General features: G+C 46.0%; 16 protein-coding genes and 1 pseudogene. 7 read left to right on the top strand and 10 right to left on the bottom strand.

Features of this window, described 5'->3' with window-relative positions; genetic code table 11:
* Nucleotides 1-153 precede the first annotated feature (153 nt).
* On the top strand, nt 154-1,179 hold the full coding sequence (locus tag EGV92_RS07735; protein WP_131668628.1) for a DnaJ C-terminal domain-containing protein: 1,026 nt from the start codon (nt 154-156) through the stop codon (nt 1,177-1,179).
* A 54-nt stretch (nt 1,180-1,233) separates the two neighbouring features.
* Entirely contained in the window at nt 1,234-1,578 is a 345-nt protein-coding gene (locus EGV92_RS07730) for a chaperone modulator CbpM (RefSeq protein WP_131668627.1), read from the top strand.
* A 134-nt stretch (nt 1,579-1,712) separates the two neighbouring features.
* Here EGV92_RS07730 and sstT read toward each other — a convergent pair whose 3' ends face one another.
* The 3 genes from sstT to EGV92_RS07715 form a co-directional block, all read right to left on the bottom strand.
* The gene (gene sstT / locus EGV92_RS07725; protein WP_131668626.1) at nt 1,713-2,921 is read right to left on the bottom strand and encodes a serine/threonine transporter SstT; all 1,209 of its coding nucleotides are present in this window, start codon (nt 2,919-2,921) and stop codon (nt 1,713-1,715) included.
* Nucleotides 2,922-3,216: 295 nt separating this feature from the next.
* Complete coding sequence (locus tag EGV92_RS07720; RefSeq protein ID WP_131668625.1) at nt 3,217-3,822, bottom strand: DNA polymerase III subunit chi; 606 nt, start codon at nt 3,820-3,822, stop codon at nt 3,217-3,219.
* Nucleotides 3,823-3,860: 38 nt separating this feature from the next.
* Nucleotides 3,861-5,480, bottom strand: a complete 1,620-nt coding sequence (locus EGV92_RS07715; RefSeq protein ID WP_131668624.1) for a leucyl aminopeptidase — start codon at nt 5,478-5,480, stop codon at nt 3,861-3,863.
* 747 nt (nt 5,481-6,227) lie between these two features.
* Between EGV92_RS07715 and lptF the strand changes: the two genes are divergently transcribed.
* Both lptF and lptG read left to right on the top strand, forming a co-directional pair.
* Entirely contained in the window at nt 6,228-7,457 is a 1,230-nt protein-coding gene (lptF, locus tag EGV92_RS07710) for an LPS export ABC transporter permease LptF (RefSeq protein ID WP_278248253.1), read from the top strand.
* 82 nt (nt 7,458-7,539) lie between these two features.
* Nucleotides 7,540-8,703: an LPS export ABC transporter permease LptG gene (gene lptG, locus EGV92_RS07705; protein WP_131668809.1), complete on the top strand. Its 1,164-nt coding sequence runs from the start codon at nt 7,540-7,542 to the stop codon at nt 8,701-8,703.
* Nucleotides 8,704-8,947: 244 nt separating this feature from the next.
* On the opposite strand, the gene EGV92_RS07700 is transcribed toward lptG, so the two are convergent.
* Nucleotides 8,948-9,565 (bottom strand): class I SAM-dependent methyltransferase, encoded by a 618-nt coding sequence (locus EGV92_RS07700; protein WP_131668622.1) that lies wholly within the window; start codon nt 9,563-9,565, stop codon nt 8,948-8,950.
* Nucleotides 9,566-10,091: 526 nt separating this feature from the next.
* Between EGV92_RS07700 and EGV92_RS07695 the strand changes: the two genes are divergently transcribed.
* Nucleotides 10,092-10,703, top strand: coding sequence for a hypothetical protein (locus tag EGV92_RS07695; protein ID WP_131668621.1), 612 nt, complete (start codon nt 10,092-10,094; stop codon nt 10,701-10,703).
* Nucleotides 10,704-10,715: 12 nt separating this feature from the next.
* Here EGV92_RS07695 and xerD read toward each other — a convergent pair whose 3' ends face one another.
* From xerD to recN, 6 genes and pseudogenes are all read right to left on the bottom strand, one after another.
* Entirely contained in the window at nt 10,716-11,654 is a 939-nt protein-coding gene (xerD, locus tag EGV92_RS07690) for a site-specific tyrosine recombinase XerD (RefSeq protein WP_131668620.1), read from the bottom strand.
* 255 nt (nt 11,655-11,909) lie between these two features.
* Entirely contained in the window at nt 11,910-12,233 is a 324-nt protein-coding gene (gene tusA, locus EGV92_RS07685) for a sulfurtransferase TusA (RefSeq protein ID WP_131668619.1), read from the bottom strand.
* A gap of 68 nt (nt 12,234-12,301) precedes the next feature.
* Entirely contained in the window at nt 12,302-12,778 is a 477-nt protein-coding gene (locus EGV92_RS07680) for a hypothetical protein (RefSeq protein WP_131668618.1), read from the bottom strand.
* 69 nt (nt 12,779-12,847) lie between these two features.
* A pseudogene (gene ruvX / locus EGV92_RS07675) lies at nt 12,848-13,292 on the bottom strand (Holliday junction resolvase RuvX).
* A gap of 109 nt (nt 13,293-13,401) precedes the next feature.
* Nucleotides 13,402-13,965: a YqgE/AlgH family protein gene (locus tag EGV92_RS07670; RefSeq protein WP_131668616.1), complete on the bottom strand. Its 564-nt coding sequence runs from the start codon at nt 13,963-13,965 to the stop codon at nt 13,402-13,404.
* A gap of 281 nt (nt 13,966-14,246) precedes the next feature.
* Complete coding sequence (gene recN / locus EGV92_RS07665; RefSeq protein WP_131668615.1) at nt 14,247-15,923, bottom strand: DNA repair protein RecN; 1,677 nt, start codon at nt 15,921-15,923, stop codon at nt 14,247-14,249.
* Nucleotides 15,924-16,891: 968 nt separating this feature from the next.
* Here recN and ppnP point away from each other — a divergent pair.
* Together ppnP and rlmB are read left to right on the top strand one after the other, a co-directional pair.
* On the top strand, nt 16,892-17,227 hold the full coding sequence (gene ppnP / locus EGV92_RS07660) for a pyrimidine/purine nucleoside phosphorylase (protein ID WP_131668614.1): 336 nt from the start codon (nt 16,892-16,894) through the stop codon (nt 17,225-17,227).
* Nucleotides 17,228-17,352: 125 nt separating this feature from the next.
* A complete protein-coding gene (rlmB, locus tag EGV92_RS07655; RefSeq protein ID WP_131668613.1) occupies nt 17,353-18,105 on the top strand; it encodes a 23S rRNA (guanosine(2251)-2'-O)-methyltransferase RlmB in 753 nt (250 codons plus the stop codon).
* The last annotated feature ends 12 nt before the right edge of the window (nt 18,106-18,117 follow it).

Raw genomic sequence — 18,117 nt, 5'->3', positions numbered from 1 at the left:
AATGAATAGCATAGAGGATTGATAGAGTCCCCTAGAGATAGAGCAGAGCGGACAAGAGATTTTGAAATAATTTCAAGCGTCCTTATTATAATCTTAAACGTCTATACCAAATATGCTAAAGATTAGAGTTATAAATAAATTAGGGAAAAGGTTATGGCAGAAAAGAATTATTACGATATCTTGGGTGTCAAAAAAGACGCCACAGAAGCAGAAATTAAGAAGAAATACCGTAAGCTGGTCCGGAAATATCATCCTGATGTCAGCGACCTTCCGAATGCGGACGAAAAAATCGCCGAGCTAAACAATGCTTATGAGACGCTAAGAGATAAGGATAAACGCGCAGAATATGATGCGATGCAATCCAATCCCTTTGCCAATGCTGGCTCTAATGGCTTTGGCGGTTTTACTGGCGGTCGCAGTCAGTCGCAAGGTGGCGGCTTTGCTTGGGAGGATATCAAAGATCAGTTTGGTGAAGGTGCTGCATTTGGTGAAGGTACGTTCCGCTTTGATGACATCTTTTCAGCCTTTGGTCGTGGCGCTCGAGGCCGCTCAAAAAGTGCTGGGACTACAGGACGTACAGGTTTTGAGCAGTTTGGCGGCGACTTCGGTAGCTTTCAAGACGCCAAAGGTCAAGACCAACATGCAGAAATTGTGGTCGATTTGGCTTCGGTATACAGTGGCGATGAATATAGTATTAAGCTAAATGTGCCTATGCGTCAGGCCAACGGTCAGGTAGTCCAAAAAGAGAAAACACTAAAGATTAGTATTCCTAAAGGTATCGTGGAAGGTAAGCAGATTCGCCTACCCAAACAAGGGGCCGCCAGTATGGGGCAAGGAGAAAACGGCGATTTATTCTTAAAGGTAAAAATTCGCCACGATGATAATATTCGTTTGGATGGCGCTGATGTCTATCAGAGTATTAATATTACCCCTTGGGAAGCCGCTTTAGGTAGCAAAATTAACATAACAACGCCAGCAGGAACGCATGGCGTGACCATCCCTCAAGGCATCAAATCAGGCAGCAATCTGCGCCTTAAAGGCAAAGGTATTCCTGCGAAGCAGCCTGGGGACTTGTATTTAACCATCAATCTCATTAATCCTAAGATTCAGACCAAAGAGCAGCGCGCAGCCTACGAGGCCTTACAATCTGCCTTCGCTGAGGCTGAAATTACTCGATAATCATGGTCTCTAGGATATCGAACTACCAAACATATGAGATAAAGGACAATAACTATGGAACAATCCACTGAATTAAATGACGTCATCATGAGCTTGGATGAGCTGGTGACCGCTTGTGGTCAAGACCGCAGCTGGGTCATTGCCCTTATCGAAGAGAACATCATTACCCCTGATGTAGAACATGAGTCGCAGCTGCAATCTGGTCCGGCGCAAAAGTTTAGCGGACTTCAATTGACGTTAGCCCGCCGAGCATCACGATTAAGTCGTGACTTTGATGCCAGTGTCCCAGCGATTGGCCTAATATTAGAGCTGCTAGAAGAGCTTGAGCAGCTACGTCAGTTCAAACGCCAGTGGGCATCGCAGTCGAGTAGCTATGTGATAGAGATAGATATTGAATAAGCATGGGCATAAGTAGTCGGTATAAGTATCGAAGGTAATAATTGAAAAAGGCCTCACTCTAATTGAAGAGTGAGGCCTTTTATTATTCAATACAATAGATATTTAGAGCGTTATCTTACTACTGCTTTATTGGCTTAAGACTGGCGCGAAAACTTCGGATCGGCCGCTGCCGTAAATAGCACGTCAGTAGAAGAGTTGAGCGCGGTCTCTGCAGAGTCTTGAACGACGCCAATGATAAAGCCAATGGCCACCACTTGCATGGCAAGATCGTTCGGGATGCTAAACAAGCTACAAGCTAGTGGGATTAGTAACAGTGAGCCACCAGCGACCCCTGATGCACCGCAAGCACTGACTGTCGCTACAATACTAAGTAGCAGTGCCGAAGCAAAGGAGACCTCGATTCCGAGCGTATGCGCCGCGGCTAAGGTTAGGACATTGATAGTAATCGCTGCACCTGCCATATTGATGGTAGCACCTAGTGGTAAGGTGACGGAGTAGGTGTCTTCATGTAGACCAAGCCTACTAGCAAGGTTCATATTGACCGGAATATTAGCCGCCGAACTGCGGGTAAAGAAGGCAGTGATACCTGACTCACGAAGGCAGGTGAAAACCAATGGATAGGGATTCTTCCCCGTTTTTACCGCCACGATAATAGGGTTGACCACTAAAGCGATAAAGAGCATACAGCCGACCAGCACCGCTAAAATGCGTGCATAGCCAAATAGAGCCTCAAAGCCAGTCTCAGCCACAGTATTAGCGACCAAGCCTAAGATACCAAGAGGAGCAAAAGCAATCACCCATTTGACGACTTTTGAGATAGCTTCAGCAAAGTCGCTAACGATGAGGCGCGTGCCTTCACTAGCGTGACGTAAGGCGAAGCCAATGACTAAAGCCCAGGCTAAGATACCCATATAGTTGGCATTAGCAATCGCGTTCACTGGGTTGGCTACCAGATTCATAAGTAAAGTGGTCAGTACTTCTTTAAGGTTGGCTGGTGGGATTTGCTCGACAGTACTATTGACCAAGGTGAGCTCAGTGGGGAACAAGAAGCTTGCGGTAACAGCAGTTAGCGCGGCCAAAAATGTACCGAAGATATACATGATAAGTACTGGTCTAACATACACCTCACTGCCTTGACGATGTTGGCTGATAGCGGCCATAACCAGAACAAATACTAAAACCGGCGCTACCGCTTTTAGCGCACCGACAAACAAAGTACCAAGAATACCGATGGCAATACCCAAACTGGGGGCAAGCCAGCCAATTAATATACCAATAATCAGTCCGATGATAATCAAGGACACCAAACCGACTTTTTGGTAAAGAGCAATAATAGATCGCATAAATTCAGCCTATTTAAAATAACGTTGGGTTTTTTTAATAATTATTCCAAGCAGGATAGTAGCACTAATTTACAAAATGCAAAAATATAATTACTGATAGTAATCAGGTTGGCATAAAAAAACGCAGGATAACAGAAATAAGAGAAAATTATATTGGAAAGTTACAAGCAAGGCTGGCTCGCTAAAAATTAAAAAGAATAATATAGCTGTTTTAGGAGTGTTTGATACCGATTTTGGCAAGTGAGAGCATAATGACGTTAGCTATCATAAATTAACGCGTATTGATGCGTAACGTTTAGTTTACGGGGTAGTAGGTAAGCTCAAAGCCCTGATTTTTATAATGTTGATACTTGTCACGCCCTTGTTGCTTGCTTACCTCGTCAGGCGCAATAATCTCAAGCACTCGCTCAGGAGTCGCTGCCTGATGTGGCTCAGTAGTGTGACTCTGATCATCTGGAGTGTTATTAGGAGTAGTTAGTGATAAAGGCTGAGCAGCAAGATTTAATACAGCACCATCAAAGCCGATAGGTAGCTCAGAGGTTAGAATGACGGGAGCAGTCAATTCAACTAGATAATCTTTATTATGCATTAGCGCATTAGTGGAGCTGGTGGCAGCTGCTAATGTATCATGATGAGTGTCTGGGTTAGAGGATAAAGGCTCAGTAGTGAGGCTCTTAGGCTCCAAAAGCAATGCATGCGGAATAAAGCTTTCTGCACTAAAAGACCATAATTGAGCGTCAAGCTTAGCCAGTCGCTCAGCATCATCATCGACGATGACCAAACTCAGCTCACTTTTTTTGAGTACAGTTTGGGTCAGCTTACAAACAAAATCCAGCAGCGCCTCACTCGAGGCACTACTGGCGGTGTTTGTATTGTTCAACACATAAAAGCTAATTTGCATAGGGGATAAACCCAATACGATAGCTTAGTTGCCGCACCTTAACCATTGGCATCTGCCAAATTCTTTAAGTATTGCATAAATAGCGGTACTGGACGGCCTGTCGCGGCTTTATCTTTGCCTGAGTTCCAAGCAGTACCGGCGATGTCTAAATGCGCCCAAGCTTGACCTTCTTCGATGAAGCGCGATAGGAAGCAAGCGGCCGTTACAGAGCCAGCAGCGCGGCCACCAATATTTTGAATGTCGGCAATAGGCGAGTCGAGCTGCGACTGATAAGCGTCATCCATCGGCATATGCCAGATTAGGTCACCAGATTGTTCGCTAGCGTTTTCAAGCGCGAATAATACATCTTCGTCGTTGGCATAGACGGCAGAGCGAACATGGCCAAGCGCCACAACACAAGCGCCGGTTAAGGTCGCCACATCAATGATAGCTTTTGGCGCATAACGCTTAACGTAGCACAGAGTATCTGCAAGTACCAAGCGGCCTTCGGCATCGGTATTTAAGATTTCGACAGACTTGCCATTCATAGCATGAACGATATCGCCTGGACGTGTGGCTTCACCAGAGGGCATGTTTTCAGCACAAGCCAGCGCCCCGACGACGTTAATTGGTAATCGAGCTTCACATAGTGCCTTCATCGTACCAAGAACGGCTGCTGAACCGCCCATGTCGAACTTCATCTCATCCATGGCAGCGCCTGGCTTAATAGAGATACCGCCTGAGTCAAAGGTCACGCCCTTGCCAACTAAAACGATTGGCGCATCAGCATCTACAGTCGCTGAGTTGGATTTTTTCTTAGTACGTTTAGTAGGAAGCTTTTCTGCCATTGCTTTCAAACCATTGCTGACACCGGCAGTAACGACAGAGTCGCTAAAGTTTGACTTACCTTGATACTCCAGAATGACCAACTTGCCTTCTTTGACAGAGCCTTTAGCGACAGATAAAAAGCACTCCATACCTAACTTTTGCATTTGTTTTTCACCGATGACCGTCACTTTCAAGACATCAGGGTGGGCTTTTGCTAGGGCTTCAGCTTGCTCCGCCATATAGGCAGGGAAGCAGATATTGCCCGGCTCATTGGCGACGTCACGAGTGAGGCTTTGGCCTTGAAATACCGCTTGGACATAGTCAATAGTCGCTTGCTTCGATTTGTCAGCGAGTAGAGACAGTGACGCGAGCTTTGGCGTATCGCGTTCAGATTTGTATTTATCAAATCGGTAGCTGGCTGCTAGTAACTCGAGTGCAAACTGACTAAATTGTGACTCGTCTAAGCTGTTGTCTACGACCACAGTGGCGGTCTCACAGCGTTTGCTTAAGTTTTGATAAATAGCTTTAGCGGCTTTTTGTAGGTTACTTTGCGATAACTTATCTTGGCTGCCGATGCCTACCAATAATAGTGGCTGAGCGGGATACTTGGCAGACTTTTTATCGCTACCAATACTATAATCGGTTAGCGTATTACCGACCTTACCATCAAAACTCGCCGCATTAATTAATCGCTCAATACGCTCTTGTTGGTCTGAGAGTGCGTTCGCCCCTAATAACTGCTGCTTGTCATCGACTAGGACGACTAAGTAGCCAGCCTGCTGTGGTCGGGCTTTTTTAAGCAATTTTTTGGGGTGTTCTGTAGTTATGGATTGAGTTAATTGTAACTTCATATAATCATCCTTAGTTAGTATTTAGTGGGTTATAAAATAGGTTGTCAAAGTTGAATGTTAAGCTCAGCACTTGCGCCAGCTAGTACCATGACTAGCAATAAATAGCGATATCCTGGATTAGCTATACCTTTTATTAGCGATGTCAGTCACGATTATTGGTAGCATTTATATAGTAGCTAATAGGTGGTGATTATTAGTTTGCTCACAGAGTATTGGCAGATAATAAAGTAGGCCAATAAAGCAAAGACCAGCCCGCTCGTTACCAAGATTAGGGTCAAATCAGATCTAAAATCTAGCACTATCAGTGCCGATATCTAATCTAATGTCTATTCTGATATCTGATAATTGGGATACTTTTTTCCTAGGGTATGTCCTCAATTAGCTCAAGACGCTTAAAATAAGAGTGATTTTAGTCAATCAAAGGAAGTTTTGCAGAAAATATAGAGGTATTATCTAGAAATTTGCAAAGGTTGGCTCAGTTAATAAAAACTATAGCCATTTTAAGTCCATTAAACATCTGTTTTGGCAAATGCGGACACACCCTAGTATCAATATATTATAGTGTAGCATACCAAAGCTTAATGCAAGGCGCAGCAAGGGTATAGTAATCTTTACAAACACTTTCATGCGCAAGCGATGACAAAAACATGCTAGCATTAGCCCCGCTTCCTCTAGAGCCTAGCCAAGCTTTAACAAACCAATGAAACCATTAGCACCGGATTGCCCCGTTAGCCAAGAGATACTATCGTGATATTACGCCGTTACATGATGCGAGAAGTAGCCACCCATACCGCATTGGTACTTGGGTTTTTGGTCGTGCTGATGCTCGGTGGCAGGCTGATTCGCTATTTTGGTATAGCCGCTGAGGGTGGCCTTGATGTTAGCCTACTGTTTACGATTATCGGCTATAACCTACCTTACTTTTTAGAGCTCATATTACCCTTGGCCTTTTTTATTGCTTTGATGCTGGTCTTCGGTAGGCTCTATGTTGATAACGAGATGGCTGTTATCAATGGCAGCGGTATATCACGCGGTCGTCTTGCACGGCTCATGATTCCGCTTATTTTAGTATTATTCGTCGCTGAGGCCGGTTTGTCAGTATTTGGTAAGCCGTGGGGCGTCCGTGAGTCAGAAAATATCTGGCAGCAGCAAGCGCTAAGCAGCGCTTTTGATCTTATTCGCCCCAATGAGTTTATCAATAGTGGCAATTATCATTTGTATGTCGGTAGTTTGAGCGAGGATAGAAAAGAGCTGCAAGATGTCGTCTTGATTCAGACGCCAGATGTTGAAGATGACGCCAAGAGCCGTAATTCTGATCAGGATGTTACAGCCTCCTCTAGCCCGCGACCCGTCAGTAAAGACACCATTATCCTGGCCAAACGGGCCATGCAAGTTAATACCGATCCTACGAGTGGCATTACCCAGCTGGATCTCTATCAAGGCCGCCGCTATGAGATTGGCGCAGACAGCCTAAAGTACAACCAAGTTGGCTTTGAGCGCTACCGTATCAGCTTGAGTGAATCGCCAAAAGATACGGTGACCAAAGACAATATTGAGACTCAGAAAATCATACCCCTTTGGCGCGCCGCAACTGCGAAGACAAATTCGCCAGCAACGCCCGCTATACAAGCAGCGCGCGCCGAGATTGGCTATCGCTTTACCTTGCCTTGGCTGATGATTATTGCGCCAATGCTTGCCGTACCTTTGGCGCAAGTACGACCTAGACAGGGGCGTTGGCTACGACTATTCCCCGCGATTCTACTGTATGTAAGCTGCGCGTTGGCCGTTATTTCCCTGAAAAACGCGGTCAGTAAAGGCAACGTCAGCGTGTGGGCCAATGCTTGGGTAGTAATAGGTTTTATGGCCTTTGCTTTGTATCTAAACTGGGCAAGCAGGCTGCATCATCGGGTCAAATTTAGAAAAGGCGTGCAAGCTTTACCGCCGTCAGCAGCGGGGGGTGATAGTCATGTTAAGTAATGAAGGGTTAAGTAATAGAGCATCCAGTAGCAAAGCCACAAAAGCCCACCGACCCACCGACATTCCCAAGCTTGCTGCCACCATGCCAGTGCTGGCACGCTACGTCAAAACCAATGCCTTTTTGGCAATTGTTGCTGCCATCTTGGGGCTTTGGGGTCTGCAACTTGTGTTTTCCTACTTGTCTGAGCTAGATGCCTTATCAGATACCTATACGATGGGTGAGGCGCTCAAATACATTCTCTACCGCTCGCCTTATTTTTTAGAGCAGTTTATCCCAACAGGAGCCTTACTTGGCGCAGTAGTGGGATTAGGCTTACTGGCCAATAAGAGCGAGCTTATCGTTATGCGCGCTGCTGGCGTGAGCATCTTGCGCATTGTCGCTTGGGTATTACAGCCAGCTTTATTATTTGTCATTATCGCCCTCGCGATTAATCAATTTGTGTTACCCACGACCAACCAGTTGGCGCGTGAGATAAATAGTGGTGATCAGAGCAGCAGTTTGGTTACCTCAGTGAGGGGCTACTGGACGGTGCAACCCAGATACGTGCCTGCGGCTAACAGTACGGATGATGCACCGAGCTTCAATATCGATGGCAAAGATGTCCTCTATATCGACTACGCTGACACCGATGGCAACCTTGGCGAGGTCAAACGCTGGCACCTTGATAATAATGGCAACCTTGAGTCAGCCATTCGGGCTGAAGGCGGTGTCTATTCCCCGCAACCTGAACGTAAAAGCCAATTCGATCCCGCAGAGGTTTACCAATACCAGTGGTCACTACGAAATATGACCGAGCTGACCATCAATCAAAGCCGTGACGCTAGCCAATCGAAAAAGCCATCAGATATCCTACGGCTGCCTTTTGCCCCAAGTTCTGTCTACCTACTCACGCGTAAGGCCGATGACTTATCCGTAACTCAGCTCTATGAGCACCGCCAGTTTATGCGCGCTCAAGGCGGCCGTTCCCTCGAGCATGAGCTGGCTTTTTGGCAAAAGCTATTGTCGCCATTCGCTATCCTCTCGCTCGTCGTTGTGGCCTGTTCCTTTGTCTTTGGCTCGCTGCGAACGCATAGTTTGGGGCTTCGAATTGTCGTCGCTTTATTATTTGGTCTGTTATTTAGCTATGTGCAAGATTTGGTCGGCTTTGTCTCCTTAGCGACTGGCATCTCACCACTATTTATGGTGCTGCTGCCTATTATCGGCAGCGCTGCCTTTGGCTTTTATTTGATTAAGCGGCAGATGTAATAATCCCTCCCTAACCCTCCCTTTAACAAAGGGAGGGGATGTTCTTACAAGTCTGCCCCCTCCTTTTTGAGCACGCGAGCACAGCTCTTGTCTGACCTCAGGGCAAAGCAGTGCTTCGTTATCACCTGACTCAGGGCAGGGGATGGATTACTCTTTTTCTTAGTAAACGAGACAATTCTACCCAATAAAAAACCCACTCAATAAGTGGGTTTTCCGCATTCTATAACTCAAAATTCTAACTAGCCTATTCTTTTACAGCACGGGTAATCGTATAAGTCTTACCCTGCTTGACCTTATCAGCATTACCAAACACCTCGGTAAACGCCCGCTTCATAAACTGACGCAGCCCATTAATCGTCACCACATAAAAGCGCGCGCCCGGCCGCATCCGCGCATAAGCATCGAGCAAATATAGATAATGCTGCTCTTTACCCACCTTGGCAGGCAAATTCGACATTACCAAGCTAAAATCCTTGTCTTTGGCCACGTGATTGAAGCCGTTTGATAAATGCACATCGACATTACGCAGCTTATTGGCCTCGCAATTGCGCTTGGCATATTCCACCGCCATAAAGTCTTTATCAATCAGCGTGTGCATCCCTTCAGGGCACTCGCGAGCCGCGGTCATACCCAGTACGCCATAGCCACAACCCAAATCTATCGAGTCATCATCGGCCTGAAAATCCACATAATCGAGCAGCATCAAGCTACCATCATCGAGCTGCTGCGGGGAAAAAATCCCCCACGTGGTCGTAAAATCAAATGGCTTGCCCAGCACCTCTTGGCGAAAGGCAATGTCTTCGCGCCAGCGTTCGGCTTTGGCGAGCAGGTCAGCAGGGGGCGTGTGGGTCTTAAAAGTCATAATTGGCCTAAATAGCTTACAAATAGTGCGACTATTGTACCGCCAACCCGACTGCATTGCAGCCACAAGATTATCAAAAGGCGCGTAGGCTGATGCTTTAGCCCAGCGTAAAGGTGAGTATTTTGCAGCCAATCCCGCCGTTCGCTATTATCTGCCAGTCCGAGCGGGGCGGTGTCACGAGTTGAGGCATTGCTGTTGCCTCGACACTACCTCAACCTCTAGTCACCGCATCCCGCTCAGACTAGCAGGATAACCGCTACCGTCGGGGCTAAAGAGCACCACGTAAGTTGAGGGGAGAGAGCTTTTATACAGAGCCGTAGCGTGGGTGACAATCTATGATGAATTTGACTTGGGTTGCCGTGGGTTCCGCTATTGCCGTACCCACACAACCGATTCTAATCTAGCGCTAAAATAATAAACCTATAATACTTTTCAATAACAAAAGCTTATATCATTGCCCTTAGTTCGCAAATAATAAACTGATTGTCATAGTGCTATGTGATGACCTATAAAAGAGCCAAACAATATGCTGACACTTACCCTCGCAATAGCCCAAGCTCAAAGTGGCCCAATATATTTCGCTGGATTTATATTGATAATATTGTTAGCGGTGCTATTACTATATCTTTGGATTGGCGACAAGACACACAGTGGCGCCTTATTACCAAAAAATTGGGATATCAGCAATAGAGCAAAAAAGCTACTTTTACCGTATGAAGAGCGATTCGCCAAAGACATCGAAAACGGTGACGAAGTATTTGTTCAAGGCAAATTAAGCAGGAAAGTTCAGATAGGGTTAAAGACTGTATTTTGGCTGCTATACCTTGCTATCGCAGTAAAATTGATTTCGGAAATATTTAGTTCAGAGGAGCATTGGGAAAGCTCGATGATTTTGGTGTTATTAATAGGGATTCTTCAGTCTGTTAGGACAGCTTACGATTTATATCGAGCCAAACGCAAGATTATTCAATACTATCCGCCCATCCCTAAGCAGCAGCCCTTTTTTGATTATAAGGGCGAGCGTATCACTGCCAAGCAGATTAAAGATTGGCAAAACATAGTTTATACTTGGTTGCCTATAAGTCTACTGGTCTTGGCATTAATGATATTTATTACCTATAAAGACTTGGTTAATTAAGATATACGATGCTCAACCTCTTGGATGATGCGCCGCATGAAGCTGTTGCAAGCGAGCCGTCGCCACATGCGTATAAATCTGCGTGGTGGACAAGTCGCTATGACCAAGTAGTAGCTGAACGCTGCGAAGGTCTGCGCCATGATTGAGTAGATGGGTGGCAAAGGCATGGCGCAAGGTATGCGGTGACAAGTCCTTGTCAATACCAGCAATCTTGGCGTACTTTTTAATCATGTACCAAAAGTTCTGCCGCGTCATGTAGCCGCCTTGGGTAGTGAGAAACACCGCTTGGCAGTTGCCCGATTTTAAGTGCGCCACCAGCTCACCGCGAGCATGGGTAAGATAATCTTCCAGCGCCTCGTTGGCATATTCCCCAAGCGGCACCAAGCGGGTCTTATTGCCTTTACCCGTAATTTGTAGCCAACCTGCATTTAAATTGACCTGTTCAAGTGATAAGTTCATCAGCTCGCTGACCCGCAGTCCGCAGGCATACAGTACCTCTAGCATGGCTTTATCCCGCAGTCCCATTGCCGTACTGGTGTCAGGCGCGGCTAGCAGGTTATCGACATCGGCTTCAGACAAGTCTTTAGGCAGCGCACGACCAATCTTCGGCGTCTTGATGCGCTCGCAGGGATTGTCCTCGCGCAGCTCGTTGCCCACCATCCATAAGTAGAACTGGCGTAGGCTTGAGAGCATCCGCGCTATCGTTCGTGGGGTTTTACCATCGCGGCCGAGCTTGGCAAGGCATTGCATGACATCGCTGTCTTGCCACTGGGTCAATGCCTTCGTGTTCGTCGTCTCACAGTGGCGCAAATCACGAACATAAGCATTGCGCGTGCGCGTCGATAACCCACGCGCTAGCATCGCCTGACGGAACTCCGTCAAATAGACAGGCTCGTCATCGACGGCTAAAGCTTTGGGCTGGCGTGGCTGAACGGCACGGTCTCGGCTCATAGGGGACTCAATAGAAATGAGAAATTGATAAGCTTATTATAAGAATTATTTCTACTACTAGCTTTGTAGAGGGCATTCTACGCACCAGTAAATAGACTTGACCTTACTCGAATACTTTTTTTGCATGCGCTAAGAGTACTTTTTTACACCATACTGGGAGGTGATTAAAAAGTACTAGAACAAAGAAAGGCGTTTATTCGGTGTATGGAGCGCAGTCTACAGCTGAATATTTAGTCAGACATTAACGGTGAGCTATCAAGCTCGTTTCTTCCGAACCAAATAGCGATAAACCTCATCGTAGTGCGTCACTTCCTCGCTCCCTTCGGTAAGATTCCCACTAGCCTCAATCACTGACTTATCCACCGTTTCACTCAGCAGCAATTCATGACCCAAATGGCGGCAGAAATTTGGGATATCGCGGGTACTGGCAGGGTCAGTTGCCAAGATCTCAATCACCTCGCCGCCATCGGCTTTTCGAATGACCTTATGCAGCATCATTACTGGTTCAGGACAGATCAGTCCTTTGGTGTCAAGGTGATGATGGATATCGGTAGCAGAGGTATTAGTGGCATTAGTCATAATTTATTTAATATGGTTAGATAGAGTAAAGGTGGATGAAGTAGCGAGTCTTGCTCAGCGAATATAGTTTAACCTTGCTCATTAATGAACTTAAAGAAGCGCTTAAAGTTCGCACTGAATAAAAACGCTGCCCCCATCCAAGCTGCAATACCCAGCCAGAGCCAGCCGGATAGTGAAAACAGTAGGCTAACTAGCGTAATAATCAGCGCAAGACCAATACTAATGGCCACCATCGAGGGCTGATTAAGCCGATAGCGTAGGATAATAAAGGCGTTATAGAGGGTAATGGGTACGGTTAAACCAACGAGCAAATAAGGCAAATAATAAAACAGCATATAGAGCACATCGCTATCACGATAGGCCTTCATACTGGCAATGGTGCCAAAGATGATAAAGGCCACAATAGCCGCATAAATAGCGTAGATAGCGAAGCGATTTAGCGTTTGTGCGCCGCGAATCCGAGCAAGGGCGGTAGCAGGGAAACCACCTTGTGAGCCATTCTTTGATGGGCTTTGAGACATTGTTGGGTGTGCTTGCTCAGTCATAATAGGGGGCCAAACATTAATTATCGCTAGAATAGTAACGCAATTTTACCGTAATTATTAACAGATAAGTCAGGATTCAATTTCTGACTTAGGCAGATTGTCTGCATTGCCAGCATCTAATTGAAACTCACTACTGTTGCGAAAAATAAGAATCGAGCAAAATACAAGCGGCAATATCATCGATAGGATCACGTTCATGCTTGATCCAGCCATGCTCCCAAGCCATCTGCCGCGCCTCAATCGAGGTCAGTCGCTCATCGACCATGACGACGTCAGCGGCCAGATGCTCCTCTCCAAGTCTGTGAGCAAGTCGCCGAGCGAACTTGTGCGCTCGCTTAGAGAGCATGGAGTCACTACCGTCCATATTCAGCGGTAAACCGACGACGATATGCTGAATTTTCCATTTGTCGATAATACCGAGTAGATTGTCCCAATCAGGTTGACCATTATTCATGGCTAAAATTTCAAACGGGCGTGAATTACGGGTCAAAGTATTACCGAGCGCCATGCCCATTTTTTTGACGCCGTAGTCGAGTGCCAAGACTAGGTTGGTATCTTTGGGCGTAGCGTCATCTATTGATTGAGAAACTTGCGCTAAGCCTGAGGTATTTTTAGTTATAGATTCAAGCATGACCGATATCACTACTCAGGAAGTCTAGATTTACACCAATTTTATCAGCTGCCATGTGCCAACGCTCTTCAAATGGCGTCTCAAATAGTAAGCTTAAATCTGCAGGGCAAACCAACCAGTCTCCTGAATCAAGCTCGCGCTCTAGCTGAGTTTTACCCCAGCTGGCATGACCAAGGCACAGCTGATAATGACCGACGCCTTGACCGGCAGCAATGCGCTGCAAGATATCGCGGCTGGTAGTGATACAGACATTCTCTGAAATGGCAAATGAGGACGCCCAGCTTGGCTGCCCTGTATGTAGAACAAAGCCAACTTCAGGATACATTGGCCCGCCTTCTAGCGCCAGATCTTCCATCACTTGTGGGTTGGTAACTTCAATGTCCAAATCCTCTAATAGCTTACCAACTCGAGCCTCTTCGATAGGTTGATTGACACGCAGACCTAAAGCACCATACTTGTCATGGCGACAGACATAGATAAGCGCGCGCTCGAATCTGGGGTCAGGCATCTGCGGTGCGGCGATTAAGAAGTGATGGGTCAAATTATCTAAAGGCATAGGCAACTATTCTGATAAAAAATATCGGCATTATAGTGAATAAAAAAGTGGCTCACCGACTTAAAAGTACTCGATTGATAACTTGGTTGGCCAATGAACTAAAGCAGCTGATTACTGCAACAGAAGCCAGCATGCATGATGTATAAATTAATCGGAGCAGTACCTTAAAATGGGGGCTGAGACAGAATTATCAACTCTATTTCGGCGCTTTATGAGATGGTAAGTCAAGACTGGGCAAATAGTAGACCATTATCTTATTATCTAAGTTGCTATTTAAATGGTTATCTAACGGCTGCCACGAGGCTACGGGCGTGATCGCGGGTCACTTCAGTGATGGTAATACCACCTGACATACGGGCGAGTTCATCGATTTGCTCGTCGCCCGAGACGATATATAGCTCACTTTGTGACTGCTCATCATGGTGTTTTTGGACTAGAATATGTTGATGGGACTGAGCGGCGACTTGGGCTTGATGGGTAATAGCCAGTAGTTGTTGACTGCGGCCGAGCTCTCGCAGTAACTCACCGACCACTTGCGCTGTACCGCCACTGATACCGACATCCACCTCATCAAAAACAAGCATAGGTTTGGCAAGATTGTTGTCTTGACGCGTGGCGTGCAGTACTTGCATCACCAGCGCCATGCGCGACAGCTCACCACCAGAGGCAATCTTATGCAGCGGCTGCATGGGCATGCCCACATTGGCACTAAACAGTAGCTCGATATCTTCGATACCATTGCCATTATAAGCGCGCTCATTTACCTTGGGGGTAAAGACGAACTCACAGCGGGCATTGGGTAGGGCAAGCGGTTGCAGCTGCGCGACCAACTCACTACCAATATCAGGAGCTGCGCTACGGCGAGACTCACTAAGCTGTTGTGCTAGCGTCAGATATGCTTGCCACGCTTCAGAGATTTGCTCAGCCATAGCTTCACTGCTAGGCTCGTTTTCGAGCGCTGCTAATTGCGACTGCCAAACATTGGCTTCAGTGATAAGGTCGGCCACGGGCAGCCCATGCTTGCGTGAGAGCTGATGTCCTAGGCTAATCAATTTATCAAGTTCAGTAAGTCTCTCTGGGTCGGGGAGTTGCTGCTCGGCATAGGCTGATAATAGACCGACGGCTTCGCTAATTTGCTCTTGAGCAAGATAAAGATGCTCGGAAGCTTGGGAGAAGGTCTGGCTGACGCTAACTTGATGGTCACAAAGCTTGATTGCTCGGCCTAGCATCGTCATGACGTCGGGCTCATCGGTATCATTGTCAAGTAGAGCTAGCGTTTGACTGGCCTCCAACATCAGAGCCTCTATATTACTTAGCTCTTCATGCTCTGCTTCAATCTGTGCATAATTAACGGTCAATAATGGGGCGATATCGGCCAGCTGACTTTCGAGCAGCTGGATGCGATCTTGACGTTGCGACTCTTGATTAGCGATTTCCTCAGCCCGGTGTACTAACTGTTGATGCGCTGAGTAAGCTTGTGCTGTCTGCTGGGCCAATTGTTTAAGCCCTGCCATATCATCTAACCAATCGATGACAAACTGCGGCTTAAGTAGTGCCTGCTGGGCATGTTGACTATGGATATTGACGAGCAGTGAGCCAAGTGATTTTAATTCGGCCAAGCTAACGGGCGTACCATTCAACCACGCTTTTGAGCGGCCGTTACTACTTAATTGGCGGCGAATCAGTAACTCATCTTCATAGCTGCGGGCTTGCTCATCGAACCAATTTTGGACGGCACTGTTCCCTGCCACATCAAACTGGGCATAGATATCGGCATGATCCGCACCGTGGCGCACCATACTGGAGTCAGCACGTTCACCGATACATAGGGATAACGCATCTAATAGTAAGGATTTCCCTGCGCCTGTCTCTCCGGTAATAACATTGAAGCCTTCGGCAAAACTAAGCTCATTTTGGGAGATCAAAGCAAACTGGCGTAAGGTTAAGGATGTGAGCATCGGCGCATCTCATTGACTGCAATAGGATAAGATAAAAGGCAGGCGTACGTTAAACTAGCATAAGCTACTAGTCAAAAATTGTGAATAACTGCTGGTCTTAGACTAACGATAAGGCACAGGAAAAGCAACCAGTCAGTACAGTTATCAGTGTCAACTATGCCAGTATCAACTTTAGATAAATTCTCTTAAGTTTATGCAAGCAGTCATAAACTTTATAGGGATAATATGTTAGCATTAACCTACTTAACGCCAAGTAACTTTTCTAGCTTTTTTGATGGTTATAGGCTTTAACGACTAGCTTTAGTGGCAGCATTCGAAGATAAGCGCTACCAGATAACTGAAGAAATAAGCCAAGCAATTAGAATTAAATAATAGCTGAACAACAGGTAAGCAACTTAACCTACAGTGTCTTTTAATGGCTGCAGTTACCTGAGGCTGAGCTGCACATGACGGTATATGATACTTAACTCAACCAGAGTGTGGGGTTAACAGCCACTTATAGTAAAGTTGGATATTCATGCTTTAGATGTATTTTTTTATGTCTATCTTTTGGTTATTATCGCTACGTAGCTGTTATTAAGTTAATATGTGGTTAATAGCTGTTAATAAGTGGTTAACATCTTAAGCTGTTTTATCTAGTCTAGCGCAAGTTAAATACTTGCAGTACCCTTTTTATTTTATTGATTTTGTGTCTCTATTGGTTTTAGTTATCTAGATGAGCAATCCGCTCCATAGAGCAGTTTGTAGTGAGCTTGCTTTAAAACTGATAGGGTATGGTTGGGAGATAGTTCTTTTATAGCCTTTGGATGGTTTTATTATTCAGCGGCATAGAGAAGTTTCACTCGCTGTAGGATTCAATGATGAATCGATTCTATTTTGTGCTGACCATAATGTAGGGCGCAAAAGCATATCAAATTTGTCAAATTATTTTTGAATAATTTAGTTTATAACGATGAAGGAAGGCTACTATGTCAGCGGAACAATTTAACAATGTGACTGTCGATGCAAAGGCAAATATCTCTTACGACGGGCGCTGTAGTAGCCATACCGTATCATTTGATGATGGCAGTAAAAAGATGCTTGGTATTATCTTGCCGTGTGATGAAGAGGTGATGCAATATCACTTTGAGACGCATACTTCAGAGCGCATTGAGATTATTAGCGGCGAGTGCGAAGTCAAGATCAATGGTGAAGAAGACTTTAGCTATTACCGCGCTGGCCAATCGTTTATGGTAGAGGGCGAAAGTGGCTTTAACCTTCGTACTGAACAGATTGTTCAATATATTTGCCACCTTGAAGGCTAATCTTAAGAGATAGCCTGGCGGCTGCTAGTATTCTCCATGCGCTACCCAAGCCTGACAATACTAGGCAGCACAATATCTTATTCCTTTTTTACGAGCGAGTCTCGCGACGGAACTTAGCAATTATTATGGCAAAACCTACCTATTTTTACGGGATTCACGCCGTAGATGCACTACTCAAAATGCGTCCATTAGATGGTCTCAGTCTTTTTATCCAAAAAGGTCGCGAGTCTGACGACAGTATTCAAGCGCTCATATCTGAGGCTCAGGCCAATGGTATTAGTATTCAACATGCGCAAAAAGACAAATTAACTCAGTTGTGCGCTAGCCCGCAACATCAAGGGGTAGTGTTGCATGCTCGGCCTATGAGTTTTGCTGATGAAACTGAGCTTGATTCGTTAGCGGCGAAAGACGACTGCCTATTATTAGTTTTAGACCAAATTACTGATCCGCATAATTTTGGAGCCTGCTTACGCTCAGCGGTCGCTATGGGCGTAGATGCTGTTATTTGTCCTAAGCACCATGCTGCCAGTCTGACACCGACTGTGGCGAAAGTCGCTGTCGGCGCTGCCGAAATGATCCCAATTATTAGCGTTACTAATTTGGCACGAACGCTGAGTCAGCTCAAGCAAGCCGGTGTGTTTGTCTTTGGTACTGCGTTAGATGATGAAGCTAAGCCTATTCATGAGTGTGATTTGACGGGTAAAGTGGCGTTGGTGATGGGATCTGAAGGGGAGGGCATGCGTAGGCTCACTAGCGAGCACTGTGATGAGCTAGTATTTATTCCAATGCCGGGCAATGCTCAGGGTCAATTACAAAGCCTTAATGTCAGTGTGGCCACAGGTATGGCGCTCTATGAAGTCGTCCGTCAGCGGTTATAATATTATTTTTAG

Origin of the sequence: Psychrobacter pygoscelis (assembly GCF_004335015.1) — a bacterium.
GTDB classification, from domain to species: Bacteria; Pseudomonadota; Gammaproteobacteria; order Pseudomonadales; family Moraxellaceae; genus Psychrobacter; species Psychrobacter pygoscelis.
This window is presented reverse-complemented; position numbering and strand designations above follow the sequence as displayed.

Coding starts and splice junctions, on each gene's coding strand:
- EGV92_RS07735 (WP_131668628.1), top strand. CDS start 154: ATGGCAGAAAAGAATTATTACGATATCTTGGGTGTCAAAAAAGACGCC.
- EGV92_RS07730 (WP_131668627.1), top strand. CDS start 1,234: ATGGAACAATCCACTGAATTAAATGACGTCATCATGAGCTTGGATGAG.
- sstT (WP_131668626.1), bottom strand. CDS start 2,921: ATGCGATCTATTATTGCTCTTTACCAAAAAGTCGGTTTGGTGTCCTTG.
- EGV92_RS07720 (WP_131668625.1), bottom strand. CDS start 3,822: ATGCAAATTAGCTTTTATGTGTTGAACAATACAAACACCGCCAGTAGT.
- EGV92_RS07715 (WP_131668624.1), bottom strand. CDS start 5,480: ATGAAGTTACAATTAACTCAATCCATAACTACAGAACACCCCAAAAAA.
- lptG (WP_131668809.1), top strand. CDS start 7,540: ATGCCAGTGCTGGCACGCTACGTCAAAACCAATGCCTTTTTGGCAATT.
- EGV92_RS07700 (WP_131668622.1), bottom strand. CDS start 9,565: ATGACTTTTAAGACCCACACGCCCCCTGCTGACCTGCTCGCCAAAGCC.
- EGV92_RS07695 (WP_131668621.1), top strand. CDS start 10,092: ATGCTGACACTTACCCTCGCAATAGCCCAAGCTCAAAGTGGCCCAATA.
- xerD (WP_131668620.1), bottom strand. CDS start 11,654: ATGAGCCGAGACCGTGCCGTTCAGCCACGCCAGCCCAAAGCTTTAGCC.
- tusA (WP_131668619.1), bottom strand. CDS start 12,233: ATGACTAATGCCACTAATACCTCTGCTACCGATATCCATCATCACCTT.
- EGV92_RS07680 (WP_131668618.1), bottom strand. CDS start 12,778: ATGACTGAGCAAGCACACCCAACAATGTCTCAAAGCCCATCAAAGAAT.
- EGV92_RS07670 (WP_131668616.1), bottom strand. CDS start 13,965: ATGCCTTTAGATAATTTGACCCATCACTTCTTAATCGCCGCACCGCAG.
- recN (WP_131668615.1), bottom strand. CDS start 15,923: ATGCTCACATCCTTAACCTTACGCCAGTTTGCTTTGATCTCCCAAAAT.
- ppnP (WP_131668614.1), top strand. CDS start 16,892: ATGTCAGCGGAACAATTTAACAATGTGACTGTCGATGCAAAGGCAAAT.
- rlmB (WP_131668613.1), top strand. CDS start 17,353: ATGGCAAAACCTACCTATTTTTACGGGATTCACGCCGTAGATGCACTA.